General features: G+C 53.6%; 21 protein-coding genes. 3 read left to right on the plus strand and 18 right to left on the minus strand.

Annotation, left to right across the window (positions count from 1 at the left end; all coding sequences use genetic code 11):
- Positions 1 to 108 precede the first annotated feature (108 nt).
- From AAH450_RS08780 to AAH450_RS08790, 3 genes are all read right to left on the minus strand, one after another.
- Positions 109 to 435 carry a four-helix bundle copper-binding protein gene (locus AAH450_RS08780; protein WP_342909886.1) on the minus strand — a complete coding sequence of 109 codons (327 nt, stop codon included), beginning with the start codon at positions 433 to 435 and terminating at the stop codon, positions 109 to 111.
- Between the two features lie 89 nt (positions 436 to 524).
- A complete protein-coding gene (locus tag AAH450_RS08785; protein ID WP_342909887.1) occupies positions 525 to 812 on the minus strand; it encodes a hypothetical protein in 288 nt (95 codons plus the stop codon).
- A 541-nt stretch (positions 813 to 1,353) separates the two neighbouring features.
- Positions 1,354 to 2,439, minus strand: a complete 1,086-nt coding sequence (locus AAH450_RS08790; protein WP_342909888.1) for an aldo/keto reductase — start codon at positions 2,437 to 2,439, stop codon at positions 1,354 to 1,356.
- 403 nt (positions 2,440 to 2,842) lie between these two features.
- On the opposite strand from AAH450_RS08790, the gene AAH450_RS08795 reads away from it, so the two are divergent.
- The 3 genes from AAH450_RS08795 (at position 2,843) to AAH450_RS08805 (ending at position 4,856) form a co-directional block, all read left to right on the plus strand.
- The gene (locus AAH450_RS08795) at positions 2,843 to 3,247 is read left to right on the plus strand and encodes a DUF2382 domain-containing protein (RefSeq protein WP_342909889.1); all 405 of its coding nucleotides are present in this window, start codon (positions 2,843 to 2,845) and stop codon (positions 3,245 to 3,247) included.
- Positions 3,248 to 3,273: 26 nt separating this feature from the next.
- Positions 3,274 to 4,170, plus strand: coding sequence for a YsnF/AvaK domain-containing protein (locus tag AAH450_RS08800; RefSeq protein WP_342909890.1), 897 nt, complete (start codon positions 3,274 to 3,276; stop codon positions 4,168 to 4,170).
- A 167-nt stretch (positions 4,171 to 4,337) separates the two neighbouring features.
- On the plus strand, positions 4,338 to 4,856 hold the full coding sequence (locus AAH450_RS08805) for a sterol desaturase family protein (RefSeq protein WP_342909891.1): 519 nt from the start codon (positions 4,338 to 4,340) through the stop codon (positions 4,854 to 4,856).
- Here the strand turns inward: AAH450_RS08805 and crtB are convergent.
- The 15 genes from crtB to AAH450_RS08880 all read right to left on the minus strand — a co-directional run bounded on the left by crtB (position 4,810) and on the right by AAH450_RS08880 (position 18,018).
- Positions 4,810 to 5,766, minus strand: a complete 957-nt coding sequence (gene crtB / locus AAH450_RS08810; protein WP_342909892.1) for a 15-cis-phytoene synthase CrtB — start codon at positions 5,764 to 5,766, stop codon at positions 4,810 to 4,812. The genes AAH450_RS08805 and crtB overlap by 47 nt on opposite strands.
- Entirely contained in the window at positions 5,763 to 7,244 is a 1,482-nt protein-coding gene (locus AAH450_RS08815; RefSeq protein WP_342909893.1) for a phytoene desaturase, read from the minus strand. Before AAH450_RS08815 ends, crtB begins: the two co-directional genes overlap by 4 nt.
- Positions 7,244 to 8,410 carry a lycopene beta-cyclase CrtY gene (gene crtY / locus AAH450_RS08820; RefSeq protein WP_342909894.1) on the minus strand — a complete coding sequence of 389 codons (1,167 nt, stop codon included), beginning with the start codon at positions 8,408 to 8,410 and terminating at the stop codon, positions 7,244 to 7,246. Before crtY ends, AAH450_RS08815 begins: the two co-directional genes overlap by 1 nt.
- Positions 8,404 to 9,672, minus strand: coding sequence for a glycosyltransferase (locus AAH450_RS08825; RefSeq protein WP_342909895.1), 1,269 nt, complete (start codon positions 9,670 to 9,672; stop codon positions 8,404 to 8,406). Before AAH450_RS08825 ends, crtY begins: the two co-directional genes overlap by 7 nt.
- Positions 9,669 to 10,712 (minus strand): type 2 isopentenyl-diphosphate Delta-isomerase, encoded by a 1,044-nt coding sequence (fni, locus tag AAH450_RS08830; RefSeq protein ID WP_342909896.1) that lies wholly within the window; start codon positions 10,710 to 10,712, stop codon positions 9,669 to 9,671. Before fni ends, AAH450_RS08825 begins: the two co-directional genes overlap by 4 nt.
- A 40-nt stretch (positions 10,713 to 10,752) precedes the next feature.
- The gene (locus AAH450_RS08835; RefSeq protein WP_342909897.1) at positions 10,753 to 11,652 is read right to left on the minus strand and encodes a polyprenyl synthetase family protein; all 900 of its coding nucleotides are present in this window, start codon (positions 11,650 to 11,652) and stop codon (positions 10,753 to 10,755) included.
- Positions 11,653 to 11,835: 183 nt separating this feature from the next.
- Positions 11,836 to 12,390: a YtfJ family protein gene (locus tag AAH450_RS08840; RefSeq protein ID WP_342909898.1), complete on the minus strand. Its 555-nt coding sequence runs from the start codon at positions 12,388 to 12,390 to the stop codon at positions 11,836 to 11,838.
- Positions 12,391 to 12,533: 143 nt separating this feature from the next.
- The gene (locus tag AAH450_RS08845; RefSeq protein ID WP_463322717.1) at positions 12,534 to 12,800 is read right to left on the minus strand and encodes a hypothetical protein; all 267 of its coding nucleotides are present in this window, start codon (positions 12,798 to 12,800) and stop codon (positions 12,534 to 12,536) included.
- Between the two features lie 55 nt (positions 12,801 to 12,855).
- Positions 12,856 to 13,758 (minus strand): manganese catalase family protein, encoded by a 903-nt coding sequence (locus tag AAH450_RS08850; protein WP_342909899.1) that lies wholly within the window; start codon positions 13,756 to 13,758, stop codon positions 12,856 to 12,858.
- A gap of 68 nt (positions 13,759 to 13,826) precedes the next feature.
- Complete coding sequence (locus AAH450_RS08855) at positions 13,827 to 14,333, minus strand: ferritin-like domain-containing protein (protein ID WP_342909900.1); 507 nt, start codon at positions 14,331 to 14,333, stop codon at positions 13,827 to 13,829.
- A gap of 14 nt (positions 14,334 to 14,347) precedes the next feature.
- A complete protein-coding gene (locus tag AAH450_RS08860; protein WP_306207246.1) occupies positions 14,348 to 14,824 on the minus strand; it encodes a YciE/YciF ferroxidase family protein in 477 nt (158 codons plus the stop codon).
- A 397-nt stretch (positions 14,825 to 15,221) separates the two neighbouring features.
- The gene (locus AAH450_RS08865; RefSeq protein WP_342909901.1) at positions 15,222 to 15,386 is read right to left on the minus strand and encodes a con-10 family general stress protein; all 165 of its coding nucleotides are present in this window, start codon (positions 15,384 to 15,386) and stop codon (positions 15,222 to 15,224) included.
- Between the two features lie 56 nt (positions 15,387 to 15,442).
- Positions 15,443 to 15,697: a hypothetical protein gene (locus AAH450_RS08870; RefSeq protein ID WP_342909902.1), complete on the minus strand. Its 255-nt coding sequence runs from the start codon at positions 15,695 to 15,697 to the stop codon at positions 15,443 to 15,445.
- Between the two features lie 21 nt (positions 15,698 to 15,718).
- Positions 15,719 to 16,912: a zinc-dependent alcohol dehydrogenase gene (locus tag AAH450_RS08875; RefSeq protein ID WP_342909903.1), complete on the minus strand. Its 1,194-nt coding sequence runs from the start codon at positions 16,910 to 16,912 to the stop codon at positions 15,719 to 15,721.
- A gap of 197 nt (positions 16,913 to 17,109) precedes the next feature.
- Entirely contained in the window at positions 17,110 to 18,018 is a 909-nt protein-coding gene (locus tag AAH450_RS08880) for an SDR family oxidoreductase (RefSeq protein WP_342909904.1), read from the minus strand.
- Between the last annotated feature and the right edge of the window lie 131 nt (positions 18,019 to 18,149).

Below are 18,149 nucleotides of genomic sequence, written 5' to 3' on the forward strand. Positions count from 1 at the left end.
TAGAAGGAGAACGCTATCTGATCTCTGAGGCGGCCCACAACGGTACTCCAGGCGATTTTCGCGCAGAAAAAAGCCCGCATCTGGCGGGCTGTATCGGCTGGCGGCTGGTCAGGCGGCCATTTTTCGGCAGGCTTCAGCACAGTTATGGCACGCTTTGGCGCATTGCTGGCAGTGATCATGCTGATGCTTACCGCATTCATCACCGCATTGCTGGCAAATCTCTGCGCAGAGAGCGCACAGTTTTTTGGCTGAGTCGCTCTCAAGCGCCATAAATTGTGCCGAAAGACGACAAATATTGGCGCACTGCATATCCAGCCGTATGCAGTCGCGCATCATTTCAAGGTTCTCCTCATTAAGGCATGAGGCCGCGCAGTTATCGCATGCCGCAGCACACAGGTAACAGGCATCAATACACTCCTGATATTGCGTAAGCATAATTTCTCCTCAGTTAAAAAGTACTTTTTAAGCCTGGAAGAAAATTATGATTATTCAAATATCGCAGGTCTTATAACTGTTTTTGATAACTAACCATGAGGCTGTAGCCCGGCCGCAATAGCCTGCTGCAACGCAAGATGCTGGGACTCGATGCGGTCGCTTTGCGTACCCAGAAAATAGGTTTTACCCTGATCGTGGACGGCGAGGGTATTGTATTCCGGCACTGTGGGATGCTGCCCCGGCGGTCTTCTGCCACCCAGACTTTGTATCTCTGATTCAACCGGCGAAACTTTTCCGCCATCGCTGAGGGGAGTAGGGAAGGCTCTTACCTCGCCTTTATTTTGCCCATCCAGAAAGTAACACTGATAATTGCTCATCACGCCTCCAAAATCGTTAGTCAGGTAATGATTATAGCGTGCTATTTCAGGGCCGGGCGGGTGACGCACAGGGGCCGGCCTTCCGCATCTTTTTACAGGCAAAGCAGTGTAAAGGAGCTGAAAGAGATAATTTCTGTTCATCTTAAACAGGCAAAATCGCAGGCGCTATGATGTGGAAAGCCGCTATTGCTGCACTGAAAACAGTCGTGGATGGTTCAAATTTCTGGCTACTGTTACACCCATTCCTGCAAGTATTCACCGCAACGCTTTCTGAAAGACGAAAAAAAGCCTGCTCAAAAGCAGGCTTCTTCTCACTCGCAGGATAGTAGGAGTATCCTGCTTGTTCATAAATTCTGTATGTACAAAAAAACCTGCGTTACACAGGTATATAATCGGTACAAGGGGTTATCAAATTCTCAACTCATCTGAGATGAGAGGCCCCACCATACAGTGATATAACCAGATAGATACAGCAAATTAACAACCAGCCAGCAATGCGCACGATAGGTATCTTTTAGCATTTATCGCGCGCAGTAGATTGCTACTTAGCTTCCAGATCTTTCCTGTTATCCAGCGTCTCTTTATATTCATCCAGGAACACTTTTTCAGCGGGATCGATTCGATCCATACCGCTGGTAAAGCGATGCCAATAGGGATAGCGGGGCGCCGGGCGCGTAACCTGTTCGATCCGTTTACGCTGCGCTTCGCTCAGCGTCAGGTTGGCAGCGGCGAGGTTATCCTGGAGATGTTTTTCGGTGCGGTTGCCCACAATCAGTGAACTGATGCTTGGACGGGTCAGCAGCCAGGCCAGGCAGACCTGCGCCGTAGAGGCGTTCAGCTCTTTCCCCACCTCACCCAACACCTCAATCACGTTCCAGGCATGCTCCATGTCGTGAACATAGGGTTCAGGCCAGCCGTTGCCCTGGCGCGAGCTGTCCGGCGTTTTTTGATGACGCTGTACGGTGCCTGTCAGCAAACCTTCGCCCATGGGACCCCAAATCAGCGTACCGATATTCTGGTCCAGCGCCATAGGCAGCAGCTCAAATTCTGCCTCACGTGATTCCGGTGTGTAGTAGATCTGTTGGCTGACAGGGCTGTTAAGATGGTTGCGTTCAGCGCTGCCCAGCGTTTTCATCATCTGCCAGGCGCTATAGTTAGAGGTGCCAAAATAACGGATTTTACCGCTCTGGATCAGCTCTTCAAGCGCCCGCAACGTCTCTTCAACCGGCGTCACGCCATCCCAGTTATGGATCTGGTAGAGATCGATATGGTCTGTTTTAAGACGGCGCAGGCTGTTTTCGCACGCTTTGATCAGATGAAAGCGACTGGCACCGCTGTTATTCGGGTCATCACTTAACGGGCTACGCGCTTTGGTGGCAAGAATGACGCGATCGCGCACTCCTGCCAGCGCTTCACCGACCACTTCTTCAGCACCGCCCAGCGAGTAGAGATCGGCAGTGTCTACAGTATTGACCCCCTGTTCCAGCGCGATATCCAGGAAACGTCGTGCCTGACGGGCATCGACGTTGCCCGTTTTCTCAAAACCCGATTTCCCGCAAAAGGTGAGCGTGCCCAGCGTCAGTTCTGACACCAGTAAACCGGAACGGCCAAGTTGCCTGTATTTCATTGCTTTCTCCTGTTTTTTAAGTCAGGAAAAAAGCATAGTTCATTCAGCGTACCTGTCAGACCAAAGCAGCAGAATAATTCTGGTGGCAGCTATGAGTAGCGCCAGTAATTTTATCATTTATCTGACTTACTAATATCTGTTGCTGTCATGCGGTATCAATTTCTCGCGACAATAAGACGAGTGATTTGTTCAGATTAACCAGAGATAAAATTATTTATCTGTTCTCCTACATTAAGATAATACCCTCATTAAATTATTGTTACATTTCTACATCTTCAAATCACAATATTATTTTTTAGCTCGTCTAACATTGTAAGGGTGAAAACGAAGTGTGTAGTGCAGGACGCAAGAAAGATGCTCAACCACTGGCGGATTAAAATTTTCTCTGAAGGAGTTTCTATATATGGGAAAGAGTGAAAAGCCATTGGCCGAACAGACTTACAGCGAGACGTTACCTTTAGCTGAAGAGCAGGCGGAGATTATCAGGCACCGTCATGTGGATGCTAAAATTCAGGTAAGCCGCACTACTCACACCCGGCAGGAAACGCTGGCTTCTGAACTGACGCAGGAAGAAGTTCATATCAGGCATATACCTTTTAATAAAAGGTTAGCCGATGATGAAATACCGCAAATGCGCCAGGAAGGAGATCTGCTGATTATTCCTGTTATTGAAGAAGAAATTGAAATTGTTCGTCGGAAAGTTCTTAAGGAAGAAATCCATATCCTTAAAAACACCACATCGGAAAAATATACGCAGGATGTCACTCTGCGGCATCAGGAAGTCACTATTACCAAAGACGAAAACTGATTAACCAAACTACGAGGATCTATTTTATGGCACACGAAAAAATCGTAACCGCATTCAACCAAATTCAGCAGGCAGAATCGGCCAAAGAAAGATTGATCGTCGAAGGCATTGCAGAAAACAATATCGACATTATTTCAGGCGAACGCCTGAAGGTGGAAGGGAAAGAGATCCGTCACCCAAGCTTCTGGCAGCGACTGTTCGGCGATGATGTAGATGATAATAACGCAGCCGAATACAGCAAAGCGATACAGTCAGGCGGCGTCCTGCTGACCGTAAGAGCGCCTAAAGATCAGGCCAGCCATATTGAAGATGAGCTTTCAGCCTTTGCAGCGGATTATGCCTCTACCGAAAACGAGCGTGGGCCGCTAACCGGTGGCGAGTTCGCTGGTGAGACTGACGATCGTCTGGGTTCCCCGACAGGTAGTCTGGCATCGAAAAACAATACACTAACAGGCACCAGTAACCTGTCAGCTACCGGCAACGCTTATGCTACCGAAGGTGATCCCCTGAAGGGCACTGATGCGGGACGTGATGGCTTAAAACTGGCTGAAGAGAATATTGAAGTTGGTAAACGTCAGGTGAGCGATGGCGCAGTGAAACTCCGTCGTTATACGGTTGAAGATGAAGTGGCTGAAGATGTTTCCCTCTACGAGCAGCACGCTGAAGTCTTCCGCAGAGCGGTTGATGAGCCAGCTTATCTCAACGATGTCGACTGGTCCGACAAAACGGTAGTGGTGGAAGAGTCCCACGAAGTGCCAACCGTGGCGAAAACTGCCCGCGTTAAAGAAGAAGTTGGTCTGCGTGGTGAAGAAACGACCCGCGTCGAGACGGTTAAAGACAGTGTACGTCGTCAGGAAGTGGAAGTTGAACGCACTGGTGAAAACCGCCTGACAGATGATGTGACCAGAAAAGAGAAGTTCTGATCTCTACGTGATGACAGAGGCTGATGCTCAAATTTAGTCCTCAGCAACGTAAACAGTAAGAGGCGCCGTGCAAACGGCGCTTTTTTTTGCTCTTTATTGCCACTATTCCTGTCAGGAGCAGATGAATGCATTACGCTTTAGGCATGTGAAATATCTGCGAGAGAATTATGCTTCTGCTGTGCAACGTTTTGATTGTCCTGGTCACCATTATCGCTATGGAGATTGTCGCTGCCGTTTCTCACAAATACATTATGCACGGCTGGGGATGGGGCTGGCATCACTCACACCATAAACCGCATGAAGGTGGGCTGGAGCTGAACGATCTCTATGCCGTGGTCTTCGCGGTGCTGGCTGTGGGACTTATCTGGCTGGGCAGCATCGGTTACTGGCCTCTACAGTGGATTGGCGCAGGCATGACGGCCTATGGCGCGCTCTATTTTATTGTGCACGACGGGCTGGTTCATCAGCGCTGGCCTTTCCGTTATATTCCCCGCAAAGGCTATCTGAAAAGATTATATATGGCACACCGGTTGCACCATGCCGTGCGGGGCAAAGAGGATTGCGTCTCTTTTGGTTTTCTCTATGCGCCGCCGCTGTCGAAGCTCCAGCAGGCGCTTCGTCAGCGGCATGCCAGACCGCTTAACGAGGACGCTGCCACAAATTCGCAGGACGAGAAGAGGCCTTAGCCCTGCGTGAAGCCACCGCCTGACCTGCGCCAGCAATCAGCAAGCCGATTTTTTCCGCTTTGCTGGTTCCCTGGCGCTGCTGCCAGGCAGCCGCTCCGGCGTTTCTGACTTTCACCCCAATTTCCCGGTAAACGCCGCGCGCGGTAGCAATCGCCCAGGCTGAACGCAGCGGAAGCCCGTGCAGGCCCGCCTGCGCAGAGTGATAGTAGGGTTCCGCTTCCTTAATCAGCCGCTGCGCCACACGGGCCAGCTCGCTGCGCCGGGAGGGATCAACATAGTTTTCCAGCGTCAGGTTTTCTTCCGCCAGCCACGCCAGCGGAACATAACAGCGCCCAACATGGGCATCCTCCACAATATCTCTGGCGATATTGGTTAACTGAAACGCCAGCCCCAGATCGCAGGCGCGATCCAGCACCGCTTCATCACGTACGCCCATCACCTGCGCCATCATCAGACCGACCACGCCCGCCACGTGATAACAGTAGCGCAGGGTGTCGTCGAAGGTGAGGTAGGTTTCTTCCCGCACATCCATGGCATAGCCTTCAAGATGATCAAACGCCAGCCGCGCCGGAATGCCTTGTGCCAGCGCGACTTCCTGAAAAGCGGCAAAGGCTGGTTCACTCATCGGGGCGCCGGCAAAAGCCTGGGCGGTCTGCTGCCGCAGCTCCTCCAGACGTAACTCCGGCGTGGTAACGGGCGCGGGGGCAGGGAAAGGCTGCTCTGGTATATTCACCGGGGCGGCAAATCCTAATTCCTGACCGTCGATCACATCGTCGCAATGACGGCACCAGGCGTAGAGCATCAGCGCGCTGCGGCGGGTTTGGGGATCAAACAGTTTTGCCGCGGTGGCGAAACTTTTAGAACCAGCCTCAATGGTTGCCGTGGCATGGGTCATTAACGGCTGATTCATCGGGCTGCATCCTCCAGCATCAGACTGGCCGTTGCCTTCGCTGAGCCAATCACGCCGGGTACGCCCGCGCCGGGATGCGTGCCTGCACCCACCAGATAGAGATTGTCGAAGTGGCTGTCACGGTTGTGCGGACGGAACCAGGCACTCTGCGTCAGGATAGGTTCTATCGAAAACGCCGAGCCGTGATGGGCATCCAGCTCATCGCGGAAGTCGTAGGGCGTAAACATGCGCTGGGTGACCAGCTGCGACCGCAGACCAGGCATATAGCGCTCTTCAAGATAGGCAAAAATACGGTCACGCAGCCGCGGCCCTTCCACTTCCCAGTCTATATCTGCCGTACCCAGATGCGGTACCGGAGCCAGCACGTAGTAGCTTCCGCAGCCGGGAGGAGCAAGAGAAGGATCCGTTACGCAGGGCGCATGCAGGTAGAGTGAGAAATCCTCAGAGAGCATATCGCTGTTAAAAATATCGCTAATCAGCTCTTTATAGCGTGCGCCGAAGCAGACCGTGTGGTGCGCCAGCTGGGTATGCGCGTGATTAAGGCCGAAGTAGAGCACAAACAGCGAGTTGCTCATCCGCTTACGTTTTAGCGCACCGGCCCGGCTTTTCCCCTGTGGGGTATGACCAAGCAGTTTTGCGTAGGTATTGACCACGTCAGCATTTGAAGCCACGGCAGCGGCGGGAAGGGTACGACCATCGGCAAGCGCTACGCCGGTGATTTTATTTTCGCTGGTTTCCAGCCGGGTGACCCGTGCGTTAAGCTCAATTTCGCCGCCCATCTCTTCAAACAGTTTTACCATGCCCTGCACCAGCGCGCCGGTGCCGCCACGGGGAAACCAGACGCCCCATTCCCGTTCCAGCGCATGGATAAGGGTATAGATGGCAGAAGTGGCGAACGGGTTGCCGCCCACCAGCAGCGAATGGAAAGAAAAGGCCTGACGCAGGTGATCTTCTTCAATAAAGGAAGCGACCATGCTGTAGACGCTGCGCCACGCCTGCAAACGGGCCAGTTGCGGGCCAGCTTTGATCATATCGCGGAAGGAGAGGAAGGGTACCGTGCCAAGTTTAAGGTAACCCTCTCTGAACACCGCCTGCGAGTAGCTCAGAAAACGCCGGTAGCCTTCCACATCAGCCGGGTTGAAGCGGTGGATCTGCGCTTCGAGTTTCTCCTGGTCATTATCATAGTCCAGCACTTTGCCGGACTCCCAGCAGAGCCGGTAAAACGGCGTGACCGGCATCAGCTCTACATAGTCAGCAAGCTGTTTTCCGCACAGGCTGAACAGCTCTTCAATGGCAGTCGGGTCAGTGATCACCGTAGGGCCAGCGTCAAAGGTAAAACCCTGATCCTGATAAACGTAAGCGCGCCCGCCGGGCTTATCCCTGGCTTCCAGCAACAGCGTGGGAATGCCGGCTGCCTGTAAGCGAATGGCCAGAGCCAGCCCGCCAAATCCGGCGCCCATAACAATCGTTTTGTTCATTAAAAAGCTCGCAAACGGGGTGTTTTCTTCAGCACGGCGCTCAACGCTTCACCAACCGGAACCGGTGGTTTTCCCGTGAGCACGCGGGCCATATCAAAGCAGGTGGGTTTTCCCGCATAAAAGCGGGCAATCAACCCCTGATCAAGGCGATAAAAACGCTGCATCACCTGCCAGCGCTGTGCCGGAGAACCGGCCAGAAAAAGCATTCTGTTCAACAGGCGGAAAAAGCGCTGCTGCCGCCACTGCCGCAGCGAAAAGGTTTTGATCGTCTTATACAGCGTTCCGCTTTCCAGTACCGGCTGGCTGGCGATGAGATCTGCCAGCGCTACGGCCAGCGGCAGCGAATAGCCGGTGGTGGGATGGAAAAGCAGGGCGCGCAGGCCGCTGCATGGCTGCTGCCGTTCCTGTTGCCAGACATTCTCCGGCTTACCGGCCAGGGTAATCGGCAGGTTTCCCTGCTCTTCACGCTGTAATGTTTGCAGTCTCCACCCTTTTTCAGCGGCATAGTGCTGAATGCGCTTCCGTCCTTCATCGACATCAAACGCTTTACTGTCGATGTAGTGCGTATCCTCAATCAGTAACGTGTCGGGCGTCAGCGGCAGGGTGTAAACAAACCGGTAGCCGTTGAGCTGGTCCACCGTGGCATCCATCAGAATGGGGCGCTTCAGGCCATGCGGTTGTGTAAGCTGCCACTGCTGGCCCAGAAAGGACTGATAGCCAATCTGCATGGCAGGATTGGGCTGATAGCCGCGACCATCAATGACCGTGCGGGCATAAAAAACCTGCCCGTCGTCCAGTTCAACGTGTTCGGGTGAAAGGTCAGCAATCTGGCTGTTAAGGCGAAGGTTTTCACCCAGCGCCTGGCTCATCATCGCGGCAAAATGATCCGAGGTGAGACTAAGATATCCCCCAGGCAAAGTGCGATTAAGGTCAGGAAAGGCTACCTCGTAACCATCCCAGCGATGGGCCACCAGCGGCAGCAGCCACTCAAGCTGATCGGGGGTGAGATCGCTCTGATGAAATGACCAGGTATGGTTACCGCCTGCCTGCTGGCCCGCCTCCAGCATCAGAATGGATAACGCAGGCTGACGCTGCAACATACGCCAGGCGATAAGCCCGTTTGCCAGTCCTCCACCGGCAAGAATGAGATCCCATTTTTTCAACATAGAGCCTCAGTGGCCGGGCTGAGCGCCTGACTGGCGATCTCGGCGGCTCTGGTGACGCCGCCAGCAGCAGCAAGCTGCTTTTGCATGGCCGATAAACGCTGCTGATAAACTTCATCACCCAGCACTTTACGCAGATTTGCCGCCAGCGTTTCGCTGGTACAGAAGCGGGAGACCCGGCGGCCAATGCCGCTCCAGGCCACACGGGCAGCCACGCCGGGCTGATCGAACGCCAGCGGAACCGTGATAATCGGCGTTTGGGTGCTGACCGCATCGGCCACCGTATTCAGCCCGCCGTGGGTGATCACCGCCTGTGCCTGTTTCAGCACGGCAGATTGATCGGCAAAGTCGGTTACCCAGGTTGCCCCAGCCTGTTGCAGCTGTTCGCTTTGGGCGCTGTTGAGTCCTCCGCAATGAGCAATCAGCAGCTGGGTATCCAGGCTGCGGCACGCTTTAGCGATAGTTTTGAACAGCTTGAACCGGTGCCCCTGTAGCGTACCAAGTGAGGCAAAGACAAAAGGGCGCTCCGGAGAAGCGGGCCAGAACTGGCTGGTAGTAGCACTCTCTTTTTGGCGCAACGGGCCAACGGCATAGAAGTTCTCTGGCGGTGCCTTGCGGGGAAAATCGAGCGCCGGAATGGTCTGGCTGATTTGCGCCAGCGAAGAGAGGCACTCATGTAATCCTTCCCGCGAAGGCAGGCCAAAGCGGCGGGCCTGACGATTGATAACGTTATTATGACTCCGCATCATCCAGTCATAGACGCGCTGGCTGGAGTGATAGATTTTCTGGCTTCTGCTGCTGGTGGTGTAGTTAAACGGCATCACGGGTAGCGGCAGGCCCGACTCCCGGTTAACCGGGAGCGCGCAGGCAACAGAGACAAAAGGCAGGCCCAGCGCTTCCGCCACCAGGCCTCCCGCAGGCTCCATTTGATCGACAATTAAGCCATCTACCGCAAGCTCATTCAGCACCCCAGGCAGCACTTCGCACAGCATATCGGTATGGCGGGCCATATCTGCAATCAGCGTCAGTACCGCCATGCCGCCCGGATGAGAGGCGAGATGCAGCGTGCGGGCGAGCGTCTTTTCAGGCCGGGGATCGGCTTTAAGCGTATAGAGAGCCGGGCCTTTTTCTCCTAACCAGGGCATGGTGCCAGCCTGCTGGATAAAAGTTACCTTGTGGCCATGCAGCATTAATTCCTGCGCCAGCGCCTCCAGCGCATGAAGGTGGCTGTAAAAAGGGGGAGAGATCACCGCATAGTGACTCATAAGTCGCCTCCCGTGTAGACGATCTCTGCCTGACGCAACGCTTGCAGATCGGCGCTGCCGGTGCAAAAACAGACCGTTTTCAGCTGATCGATAAGGATGAGGAAAGCCTCATTCAGCGCCTCGCTGGAGAGGGTCGCGCTGGGTAATATCGCCGCTGCCACACCAGCCAAATCAGCACCAAGGCGCAGCGCTTTGGCGATATCGATGCCGTCACGAATGCCGCCGGACGCCACAAGGGGCATCTCTGGCAGCGCTTTTCTTACGCCAATCAGCGCCTGAGAAGTAGGAAGCCCCCAGTTGGTAAAGGCCATAGCAACGGCACGCTGGCGAGCGTCCCGCGCGCGCTCCCCCTCCACTGCCGCCCAGCTGGTGCCACCCGCGCCCGCCACATCAATCATTGCCACGCCTGCTTCAGCAAGCCGCAACGCTACTGCGGGTGAAATGCCAGCGCCCACCTCTTTGACTACAACCGGAACGGCCAGCTTGTTTACCAGCTGGCTAAGAGCAGTCTCTATCCCGCGCCAGTCGCGGTCGCCATCCGTTTGCAGCACTTCCTGTAGAGGGTTGAGATGCACAATCAGCGCATCCGCATCGATCATCTCTACCGCCCGGCGAGCATAATCATAGCCGTGGGGGCCGCTGATCTGCGCCGCACCCAGATTCGCCAGCAAAGGAATATCGGGAGCGACAGCGCGCAGCTTTCTGTTGAGGCCATAATCCTCTTTACTCTCCAGGGCGACACGCTGCGATCCCACGCCCATCGCCAGGCCCAGCGCCTGTGCAGTGGCAGCAAGATGCAGATTGATCGTCTGCGCACGCCGGGCGCCTCCGGTCATGGAGCTGATCATCAGCGGCGCCTTAAGAGATTTACCGAACAGTGAGGTGCTGATATCAATAGCGTTGAAATCAAGCTCCGGCAGCGCACAGTGTGAAAAGCGCCACTGCGCAAATCCCGTGGCAATCTGACTCACCGCTTGCGCGGGATTTAATACTATATCCAGGTGATCGTTTTTTCGCTGGATCAGTTCCGCGTTCTTCATTGACTCTCCGGTGAACAAATCCTGTAGGGCATGGCTGGCATTAACGGAACGCGGCCAGCTGCTGGTTAAACCAGCTGTGCATGAAGTGCCGGGTTGCCTGACCGTGGTGACAAACACCCTCAAAATAGTGGTCGGCATTCTCAAGATGCTTCCGCAAACGCTGATGAACCTCCTCCACTCCCAGCAAAGCAACCAGCGTTGATTTGCCCGCATCCTGATTAATATCTTTTCCCGTGCCATCATGGCAGTCGGAGAGATCGTCAAGCAGCTGGAAGGCCTGGCCCAGTTCGCGGGCGATGTGACGAAGCTGCTGAGAGACGGCAGGCGAGGCGTCGGCAGCCAGAGCGGCCAGTTGCAGCGCAGCTTCAAAAAGCACGCTGGTTTTGAGATCATTGGTGCGCGTTATCGCCTCCCCGGAACGCTGGCTTGCGCCCTCGCTGAGATCCTGATATTGCCCCTGAACCAGCCCCTGAAGACCCACTGCGGCTGAAAGTTCCGCCACCGCTTCAGCCCGGCATCCGGCAGAAAGCCCTTCCGCTGAGGCCACCGTTCCAAAGGCTTTGGTGAGCAGCGCCACGGCAGCCAGAATGGCCACATCCTGGCCAAACTGTAGATGAACAGTCTGCCGACCACGGCGCGTTTGAGCATTATCCATGCAGGGAATATCATCCAGCATCAGCGAGGCGGCGTGGATCATCTCCACGGAGCAGGCGAGATCCAGAAGCCCTGTGTGCGCCTGTTGGCAACCCATGTCGCGGGCCACCAGCAGCAGGAGCAGGGGACGAATGCGCTTGCCGGGCGTTAACGTGCCTTCACGCATGGCGGCGCTGACGCGATCGCCCGATAAGGGCAACAGGCAATCAAGACGAAGGTTCACTGCCTCACGCATTGCCAGCAGTTCGCTGTCAGAATAAAAAGATTGTTCTGCGGTTAAGCTCATGGTCACTCTTATTAGCATCAAAAAAGGGTTAAAGCCGGTGCTAAATTTCTGGCCATATCGGAAAAATGTATGTTGCTCAGTGATAAGGCTAGAATACTATTGCGCTTCTGTACTGATTCCATGGCAAAAAAAAGTACAGAGAGACGATTCACTAGCCGTTGGCGGAAAAAAGAAGCAGAAAGGTCAGGACAATAAGGTGCTGAGCAAGGAGATGACCTGGTTCACTTCCAGAGAGGTTAATGCGCCCTCTTTATAAAAGCGAATATTCCCTGATTTATCTAAAACTACCACGGCCGATCCCCCTTCCTTCAACTGCCATGTGCGGCGTGCCTCGCCTGAGTTATCAATAATGAACTGTGACCACGGCGACTGCTTCTTGCTGGATTTCAGGCTGGCACGAACGAACAGAGCGCTGCCGGGGATAGCGTCCTGAGTATTCACGATAAGCGTGGTCTGAAAGCGTTCCCTGGGCAAATTCGCCGCCTGTAACTTCTCCGTTAGCGACGCATTCTCCTCTTTGGCAGAGAGGCGGCCTGCCATATGCAGCACCACCCGTACTTTTCCGGTTAATGTCGCACTGTTCCAGGGCTGATAACTGAACTCTCCGCCGGAGTAGTGGATCACGCCATCATCAATAATAACAGCCAGAGGGAGATGCTGACCCATCACAAAGGTGCTGGCAGAAGCGATAAAGGGGAAAAAGAGGAGGCTCAGAAGCAGGCAGAGGTGGCGAAGCATAGGATTCCCTTTTTAAAATTTATTCATCCTTTAGAACCTTAGCCTAACGATCGGGTTTTGCAGAGGTAACTGTAGCGGGGAAGAGGGGAGGCATATTACTGGCACTGCATGCAGAAAGGGAGATAAATGGCAGTGCCACGATTTTACTGCGGTAAATGGTTGTTGCCGGGGGGGCTTTTGTGATTTTCCTTCCCTGACAGGGGAGGAATAATTTCTACCCTTTGCAGGGCCATAACATGGCGGGCAAAATCTTGATGCACCTCGGGGCTTTCAAGATTAACGGCAGCATTACCATCTTCATCGATCAGGATGCGGTCCTTATCATCTTTAGCCTCCTGCATATCGCCGCGCGCCATAACGCTCAGCAGCTTTTCAGGACTGTTGAAGAGGTTTTTTATCATTTTTAACATATGAAATCTCTGAAAAGGGCGGCCAGAGCTGGCCGCCTTTTAGACAAAGTAGTGCTTACTTGGGTTTGGTATCTGACTGAGCGTTATTCTCAATCGGGGCGACAGATCCAAGGTCGGAGCCTGTGACCGGATTGACAGAAGGATCGGAAGCGGTACGGGTAACCATACTGTCCAGATTAGCCTTCTGCTCAGCAGGCAGCATTACGCTGGCGCTGCCGTCGCCGCCATCCACCGCCGGTGTAGGATTGGCCACGTAGTTGAAGTTTTCATCCGAATTCCAGCTACCGCGAACTTCTCCACCTTCCGACATGTTGTAATACACATTGGAATATTGCTCAATCGGTGGCAGTTTACCCGGTGGGAAATTGTTGCGGATAGAGTAGAGCGCTTTTTCAAACGACATCTGGTGGGCGACCTCACGGGTCATCAGGAAGCCCAGGGCATCTTTAACACCTGGATCGTCCGTCATATTGATCAGGCGCTCGTAAAGAATTTTCGCGCGGGCTTCCGCAGCAATGTTGGAACGCAGGTCAGCGGTAACTTCGCCAATGGTATCAATGTAGGCGGCTGTCCACGGAACACCGGCTGAGTTAGTCAGCGGTGGGCCACCGCCGTAAAGCAGCTGGGTCAGGTGACTGTCATTACCTTTGCCGCTAATCGAGCGATAAAGTTCACCTTCTTCTTCGGTGCCTTCCGCCAGATCGCCTTTTGCCCCTTTATTCAGCATACCGACCAGCGAACCAATAATTTCAAGGTGGCTCAGCTCTTCAGTTGCGATATCCATCAGCATATCTTTACGCCCTGGATCATCATCGCCCAGCCCCTGGGTGAAATAACGGCACGCTGCTGCCAGTTCACCCTGAGGTCCGCCAAACTGCTCAAGTAAAAGGTTTGCAAGGCCCGGATTAGGCCCCGCAACACGTACGGTATACTGCAATTGTTTTACATGTCTGAACATGGCTCACTCCGGTTGTTTAATCGACAAATCGGCCTGCGTCAGGGCAGGCCGTCCGCTGGTGCTGCGGATTATTTTTTTGCTTCCACACCGGGTGCGGCTGAGCGCACCATAAACTGTTCCGTCACGTCCGGAAGATGCTTCAGTGACCAGTCGGCCATTGCCACTTCCTGTTCGCGGATCTGTTCAAAAATACGAGCGCCTTCCTGGTCACCCACCAGCTCCGCCGCCGCAATCAGTGAGGTATAGCTGGCGATTTCCAGATTCTCAAAAACGTAACCGCTGATAGCACCCTTCACCACTTCGTCGTCGGCCATCATGCCGCCCATCGCCTGGCCAAAGGCGGCTACCTTGCCCATGGTATCTTTCAGCGTCGAACTGGAGGTGTCATAACGGTCAATAACCGATTGCACCAGGGTCTGCTGCTGACGGGTTTCTTCAATATGCTGCTCGATACGGGAGCGCAGGTCAGGATAGTGCTCAAGCCGTGAGGCCATTTTTTCGAGCATGCTTTCTGCCTGTTTCTCCATTGCGTGAGCATCTTTTACCCACATCAGATAGTTCTCTTGGTGTGTCATAGCGAACTCCTCTCTTAAGCCTGGCTTTCAGCGATAACGGTCAGCTTTTCATCCGTCGCTTTCTCTTCTTTCAGCGTCTCAGCCAACAAATTAGCGGCCTCTTTGTAGCCCAGTTTGGAAGCCAGCGCGTACAAGGTGCCGTAGGTGGCAATCTCGTAGTGTTCCACTTTCTGCGCTGCCCCAATCAGGCCCGCATCACGCACGGGGCCGGCTTCTACAGAATCAATAATCTCCTGCGCCTCTTCCACCAGGCCTTCCAGGGCGTGGCATTTCATTCGTTTAATTTTCACGCCATCAGTAATTTCTACCAGCTGATCGAGGCGTTCAATTTGGCCCTGGGTTTCTTCAAGATGCTGTTTAAAAGCAGCAACCAGTTTTTCATCAGTAGCAGCGCGCGCCATTTTTGGCAGAGCACGGGTTATCTGTTTTTCCGCGCTGTAGACGTCTGATAAATCGTGGATAAACAAGTCTTCCAGAGTTTTAATTGTCATTTTGATCTCCATCACAATACAAGAGTTAATATTTTTACGCCCAGCGTTACGCTATGGGTGACTACAGCTAAAGGATAGACGCTAAATATAAAGTGTGGGGAAACTATTCAGGCTTAAATAATATTAGGATTATTCCTGGTTATAATTTTTTGGTACATAACCAACAGGAATCAAGAGAGGTTTAAGGTAATGATTCTGGGAAGTTTGTACAGCGAGTTAGCCTGTTGTACATCTATTAAGGCAGTGAGATGGCGGTATTGTTAAATAATTTTTTTTACCTGTTGTCCTTCGCTTCTTGCCCGAGGCCAGACAAAGCAAAGCCCGCCATTACACTCAGGTAATGGCGGGCTGCGTTCGGGCTTATCTGCGCCCGACAGGCGCTCATGCGCCTGGGTGGCTAGCTGCGTTTGCTGTTCTGTCCACCTTTTTTACCGGCCTCGGACGCTTTTTCGCGGTCGTTTTTAAAATTGCCGCCGCTGCTCTGTCCGCCTTTTTTGCCAGCTTCTGATGCTTTATCTCGATCTTCTGCGAAGTTACCTGAATTGCCACGATGCTGAGTCATAAATAATCCTCTTCGTGATTAAGGTTCTCACTGAAAATATCCTCAGAAAAAATATCTCATATTTCTAAAGCCAGTGAACGTCTTGCGTTATTAAATCTAGCAAAGGTGGGCGACCTTGCAAGTGAGATATCCGAATTTTTTTCCTCTTCGCTATCTCCTTGCAGGAAGCCCTTGATAAAGGAGCTTTTATCGGACCAGTCATTATTAAAGTTGTGCGATGTTTTACACAGCAGGGAAATAAAACTGCACTGGTTTTGTAAGCTGATGTTAATAAGCGCGGCAAAGCGTTGGTTTCCTTCCGCCTCCAACACCTTTCCGCACCTGCTGGCGGGTCAGACTGTCGCCCTACTGGCATGCATTCCCGGCACCAGAATGACCTTACGGCACTCCTCTTCACGCTTTTCAAAGATCTTATAACCACGCGCCGCTTCCTCAAGGGGAAGATGATGGGTGACGATCTCTTCAGGCGTCAGGTGGCCTTTTTCAATCAGCGTCAGCAGCTCCGGCAGGAAAGCGTGAACGTGCGTTTGCCCCATTTTAAAGGTCAATCCTTTGTCGAAGGCGTCTCCGAACATAAAGCCGTGAATAAAGCCGGCATAGACGCCAGGCACGCTGACAATGCCGCCACGACGCACGGCAGCGATGCACTGGCGTAATACCTTGCCGCTGCTGCCTTCTATTTTCAGATTGCTTAACACCGTTTCGGTAAGGCTGCCTTTGGCCTCAAACCCTACGGCATCAATCACAGCATCCACGCCGCGATGGCCTGTGGTGTTGTCGATAATCCAGGATGCAGGATCATCATTCTCATCAAAATTGATGGGGATAATGCCGTAGCGTTCGCGGGCAAAGGCGAGCCGGTAATCATTGTGATCGATCATAAATATCTGCTCTGCTCCGGCCAGCCGTGCGCAGGCAGCGCTGAGCAATCCTACCGGGCCTGCGCCATAAATCGCCACGCTGGAACCCTGTTTAACCTCCGCATTTTTCACCGCCTGCCAGGCCGTAGGCAGGATGTCGGAGAGGAACAGCACTTTTTCATCCGGTAGCGAGTCGGGAACTTTGAACGGACCGGTATTGGCCTTGGGAACCCGAACGTATTCAGCTTGCCCGCCCGGTATCCCGCCATAGAGCTTGCTGTAGCCAAACAGCGCGGCGGGAGGGGTGATGCTTTTCCGGTTGAGCGTAGCTCCGCCACCGCTATTGGTGTTTTCACAGGCTGCATACTGATGCAGGTGGCAGAAAAAACAGTCGCCACAGGCGATCACAAAGGGGATCACCACCCGGTCTCCTTTGGCCACGGCGGTAACGTCTCTGCCTGTCTCGACGACTTCGCCCATAAATTCGTGGCCGAAAATATCGCCATGTCCGGTGCCGGGGATTTTGCCCCGATAGAGATGCAGGTCAGAGCCACAAATTGCCGTAGCGGTCACCCGGAGAATAATGTCGTCAGAGGCTTCAATCGTCGGGTCAGGCATGGTGTCCACGCTGACTTTATGCGGGCCGTGATAGGTTAAGGCTTTCATTAGATCTGCTCCAGAGTAAGGGGAAAACCATGCAGAGTGGTTTTCTGTGGCAACAAAAGTCTTCCGGCGGGTAGGGGGAGGCGCTCACGGGAGGTGATTGCCAGGAACCACCTGCCCAAACAGCAACAGTGGGGAAGGAAAGGTAACCGTTACGGCTACACCTGAGGCTCTCTGCGGAGAGCCTCAGAAAGGGAACATTAAAGCGTGCCGGTACCGCCATCAGAACACCAGACCTGGCCGGAGCTGTAGCTGCTTTCCGTAGAGGCGAGGGTGACATAGAGCGGCGCAATTTCTGCCGGTTGTCCCGGACGGCCCAGCGGCGCAGAGCCACCGAACTGCTCAAGTTTCTCCTGTGGCTGCCCACCGCACGCCTGTAGCACTGTCCAGTATGGGCCAGGCGCTACCGCGTTTACCCTGATGCCTTCCGGACCAAGCTGTTTAGCCAGTGCTTTGGTGAAGGCTGCAATCGCTGCTTTTGTCTGGGCATAATCCAGCAGAGTATCGCTTGGCTGATAAGCCTGCACCGAGGAGGTATTGATAATTGATGCCCCGCGCGGCAGATACTCCAGCGCCGCTTTGGTTATCCAGAACATGGCATAGACGTTGGTTTTAAAGGTGGCATCGAAATCTTCCGTGGTCAGGTCGCGAATAGACTCACGGAACTGCTGACGGCCCGCATTGTTCACCAGGATATCAAGGCCACCTAATTCCGTTGCGGCCTGTTTGACCAGCTGCTGGCAAAAGGCTTCTTCTCTGATATCACCCGGAATAGCCACCGCTTTGCGTCCGGCCGCGCGGATGAGTTCAATCACTTCGCGGGCGTCTTCTTCTTCGGCAGGCAGATAATTTATCGCGACGTCGGCCCCTTCACGGGCATAAGCAATAGCCGCTGCGCGGCCAATACCGGAATCTCCCCCGGTAATCAGTGCTTTTCGACCTGCAAGGCGACCGCTTCCTTTATAGGTGGTTTCACCATGATCGGGACGCGGAACCAATTTACAGGCAAGGCCCGGGAAAGGCTGTTTTTGACGTTCAAACGGCGGTGCAGGGAAACGATCTGCATCGGTCTGATTCAGTGAGGCGGGGATGCCATTCTTGCTGCTCATCGTTTACTCCTTCTGTGCGGCTTGTTTGGTGTATAAAGCATAGAAAAGAGTTTCAGGATTTAGCAAATCTCTTATTCCTTTCCCGGCGCGCTTAATGTCCGGGAAAGGGAAATAACCGAAAGGCGTGTTAT

Source organism: Erwinia magellanica, from assembly GCF_039023495.1.
Lineage (GTDB): Bacteria > Pseudomonadota > Gammaproteobacteria > Enterobacterales > Enterobacteriaceae > Erwinia.

What these genes read in the sequence shown, in the direction of transcription:
- AAH450_RS08865 (WP_342909901.1), bottom strand. Translation starts at nt 15,386, where the DNA reads ATGACTCAGCATCGTGGCAATTCAGGTAACTTCGCAGAAGATCGAGAT.
- AAH450_RS08845 (WP_463322717.1), bottom strand. Translation starts at nt 12,800, where the DNA reads ATGTTAAAAATGATAAAAAACCTCTTCAACAGTCCTGAAAAGCTGCTG.
- AAH450_RS08860 (WP_306207246.1), bottom strand. Translation starts at nt 14,824, where the DNA reads ATGACAATTAAAACTCTGGAAGACTTGTTTATCCACGATTTATCAGAC.
- AAH450_RS08795 (WP_342909889.1), top strand. Translation starts at nt 2,843, where the DNA reads ATGGGAAAGAGTGAAAAGCCATTGGCCGAACAGACTTACAGCGAGACG.
- AAH450_RS08850 (WP_342909899.1), bottom strand. Translation starts at nt 13,758, where the DNA reads ATGTTCAGACATGTAAAACAATTGCAGTATACCGTACGTGTTGCGGGG.
- AAH450_RS08790 (WP_342909888.1), bottom strand. Translation starts at nt 2,439, where the DNA reads ATGAAATACAGGCAACTTGGCCGTTCCGGTTTACTGGTGTCAGAACTG.
- fni (WP_342909896.1), bottom strand. Translation starts at nt 10,712, where the DNA reads ATGAAGAACGCGGAACTGATCCAGCGAAAAAACGATCACCTGGATATA.
- AAH450_RS08805 (WP_342909891.1), top strand. Translation starts at nt 4,338, where the DNA reads ATGCTTCTGCTGTGCAACGTTTTGATTGTCCTGGTCACCATTATCGCT.
- AAH450_RS08800 (WP_342909890.1), top strand. Translation starts at nt 3,274, where the DNA reads ATGGCACACGAAAAAATCGTAACCGCATTCAACCAAATTCAGCAGGCA.
- AAH450_RS08875 (WP_342909903.1), bottom strand. Translation starts at nt 16,912, where the DNA reads ATGAAAGCCTTAACCTATCACGGCCCGCATAAAGTCAGCGTGGACACC.
- crtY (WP_342909894.1), bottom strand. Translation starts at nt 8,410, where the DNA reads ATGTTGAAAAAATGGGATCTCATTCTTGCCGGTGGAGGACTGGCAAAC.
- AAH450_RS08840 (WP_342909898.1), bottom strand. Translation starts at nt 12,390, where the DNA reads ATGCTTCGCCACCTCTGCCTGCTTCTGAGCCTCCTCTTTTTCCCCTTT.
- AAH450_RS08825 (WP_342909895.1), bottom strand. Translation starts at nt 9,672, where the DNA reads ATGAGTCACTATGCGGTGATCTCTCCCCCTTTTTACAGCCACCTTCAT.
- AAH450_RS08855 (WP_342909900.1), bottom strand. Translation starts at nt 14,333, where the DNA reads ATGACACACCAAGAGAACTATCTGATGTGGGTAAAAGATGCTCACGCA.
- AAH450_RS08880 (WP_342909904.1), bottom strand. Translation starts at nt 18,018, where the DNA reads ATGAGCAGCAAGAATGGCATCCCCGCCTCACTGAATCAGACCGATGCA.
- crtB (WP_342909892.1), bottom strand. Translation starts at nt 5,766, where the DNA reads ATGAATCAGCCGTTAATGACCCATGCCACGGCAACCATTGAGGCTGGT.
- AAH450_RS08780 (WP_342909886.1), bottom strand. Translation starts at nt 435, where the DNA reads ATGCTTACGCAATATCAGGAGTGTATTGATGCCTGTTACCTGTGTGCT.
- AAH450_RS08815 (WP_342909893.1), bottom strand. Translation starts at nt 7,244, where the DNA reads ATGAACAAAACGATTGTTATGGGCGCCGGATTTGGCGGGCTGGCTCTG.
- AAH450_RS08835 (WP_342909897.1), bottom strand. Translation starts at nt 11,652, where the DNA reads ATGAGCTTAACCGCAGAACAATCTTTTTATTCTGACAGCGAACTGCTG.
- AAH450_RS08785 (WP_342909887.1), bottom strand. Translation starts at nt 812, where the DNA reads ATGAGCAATTATCAGTGTTACTTTCTGGATGGGCAAAATAAAGGCGAG.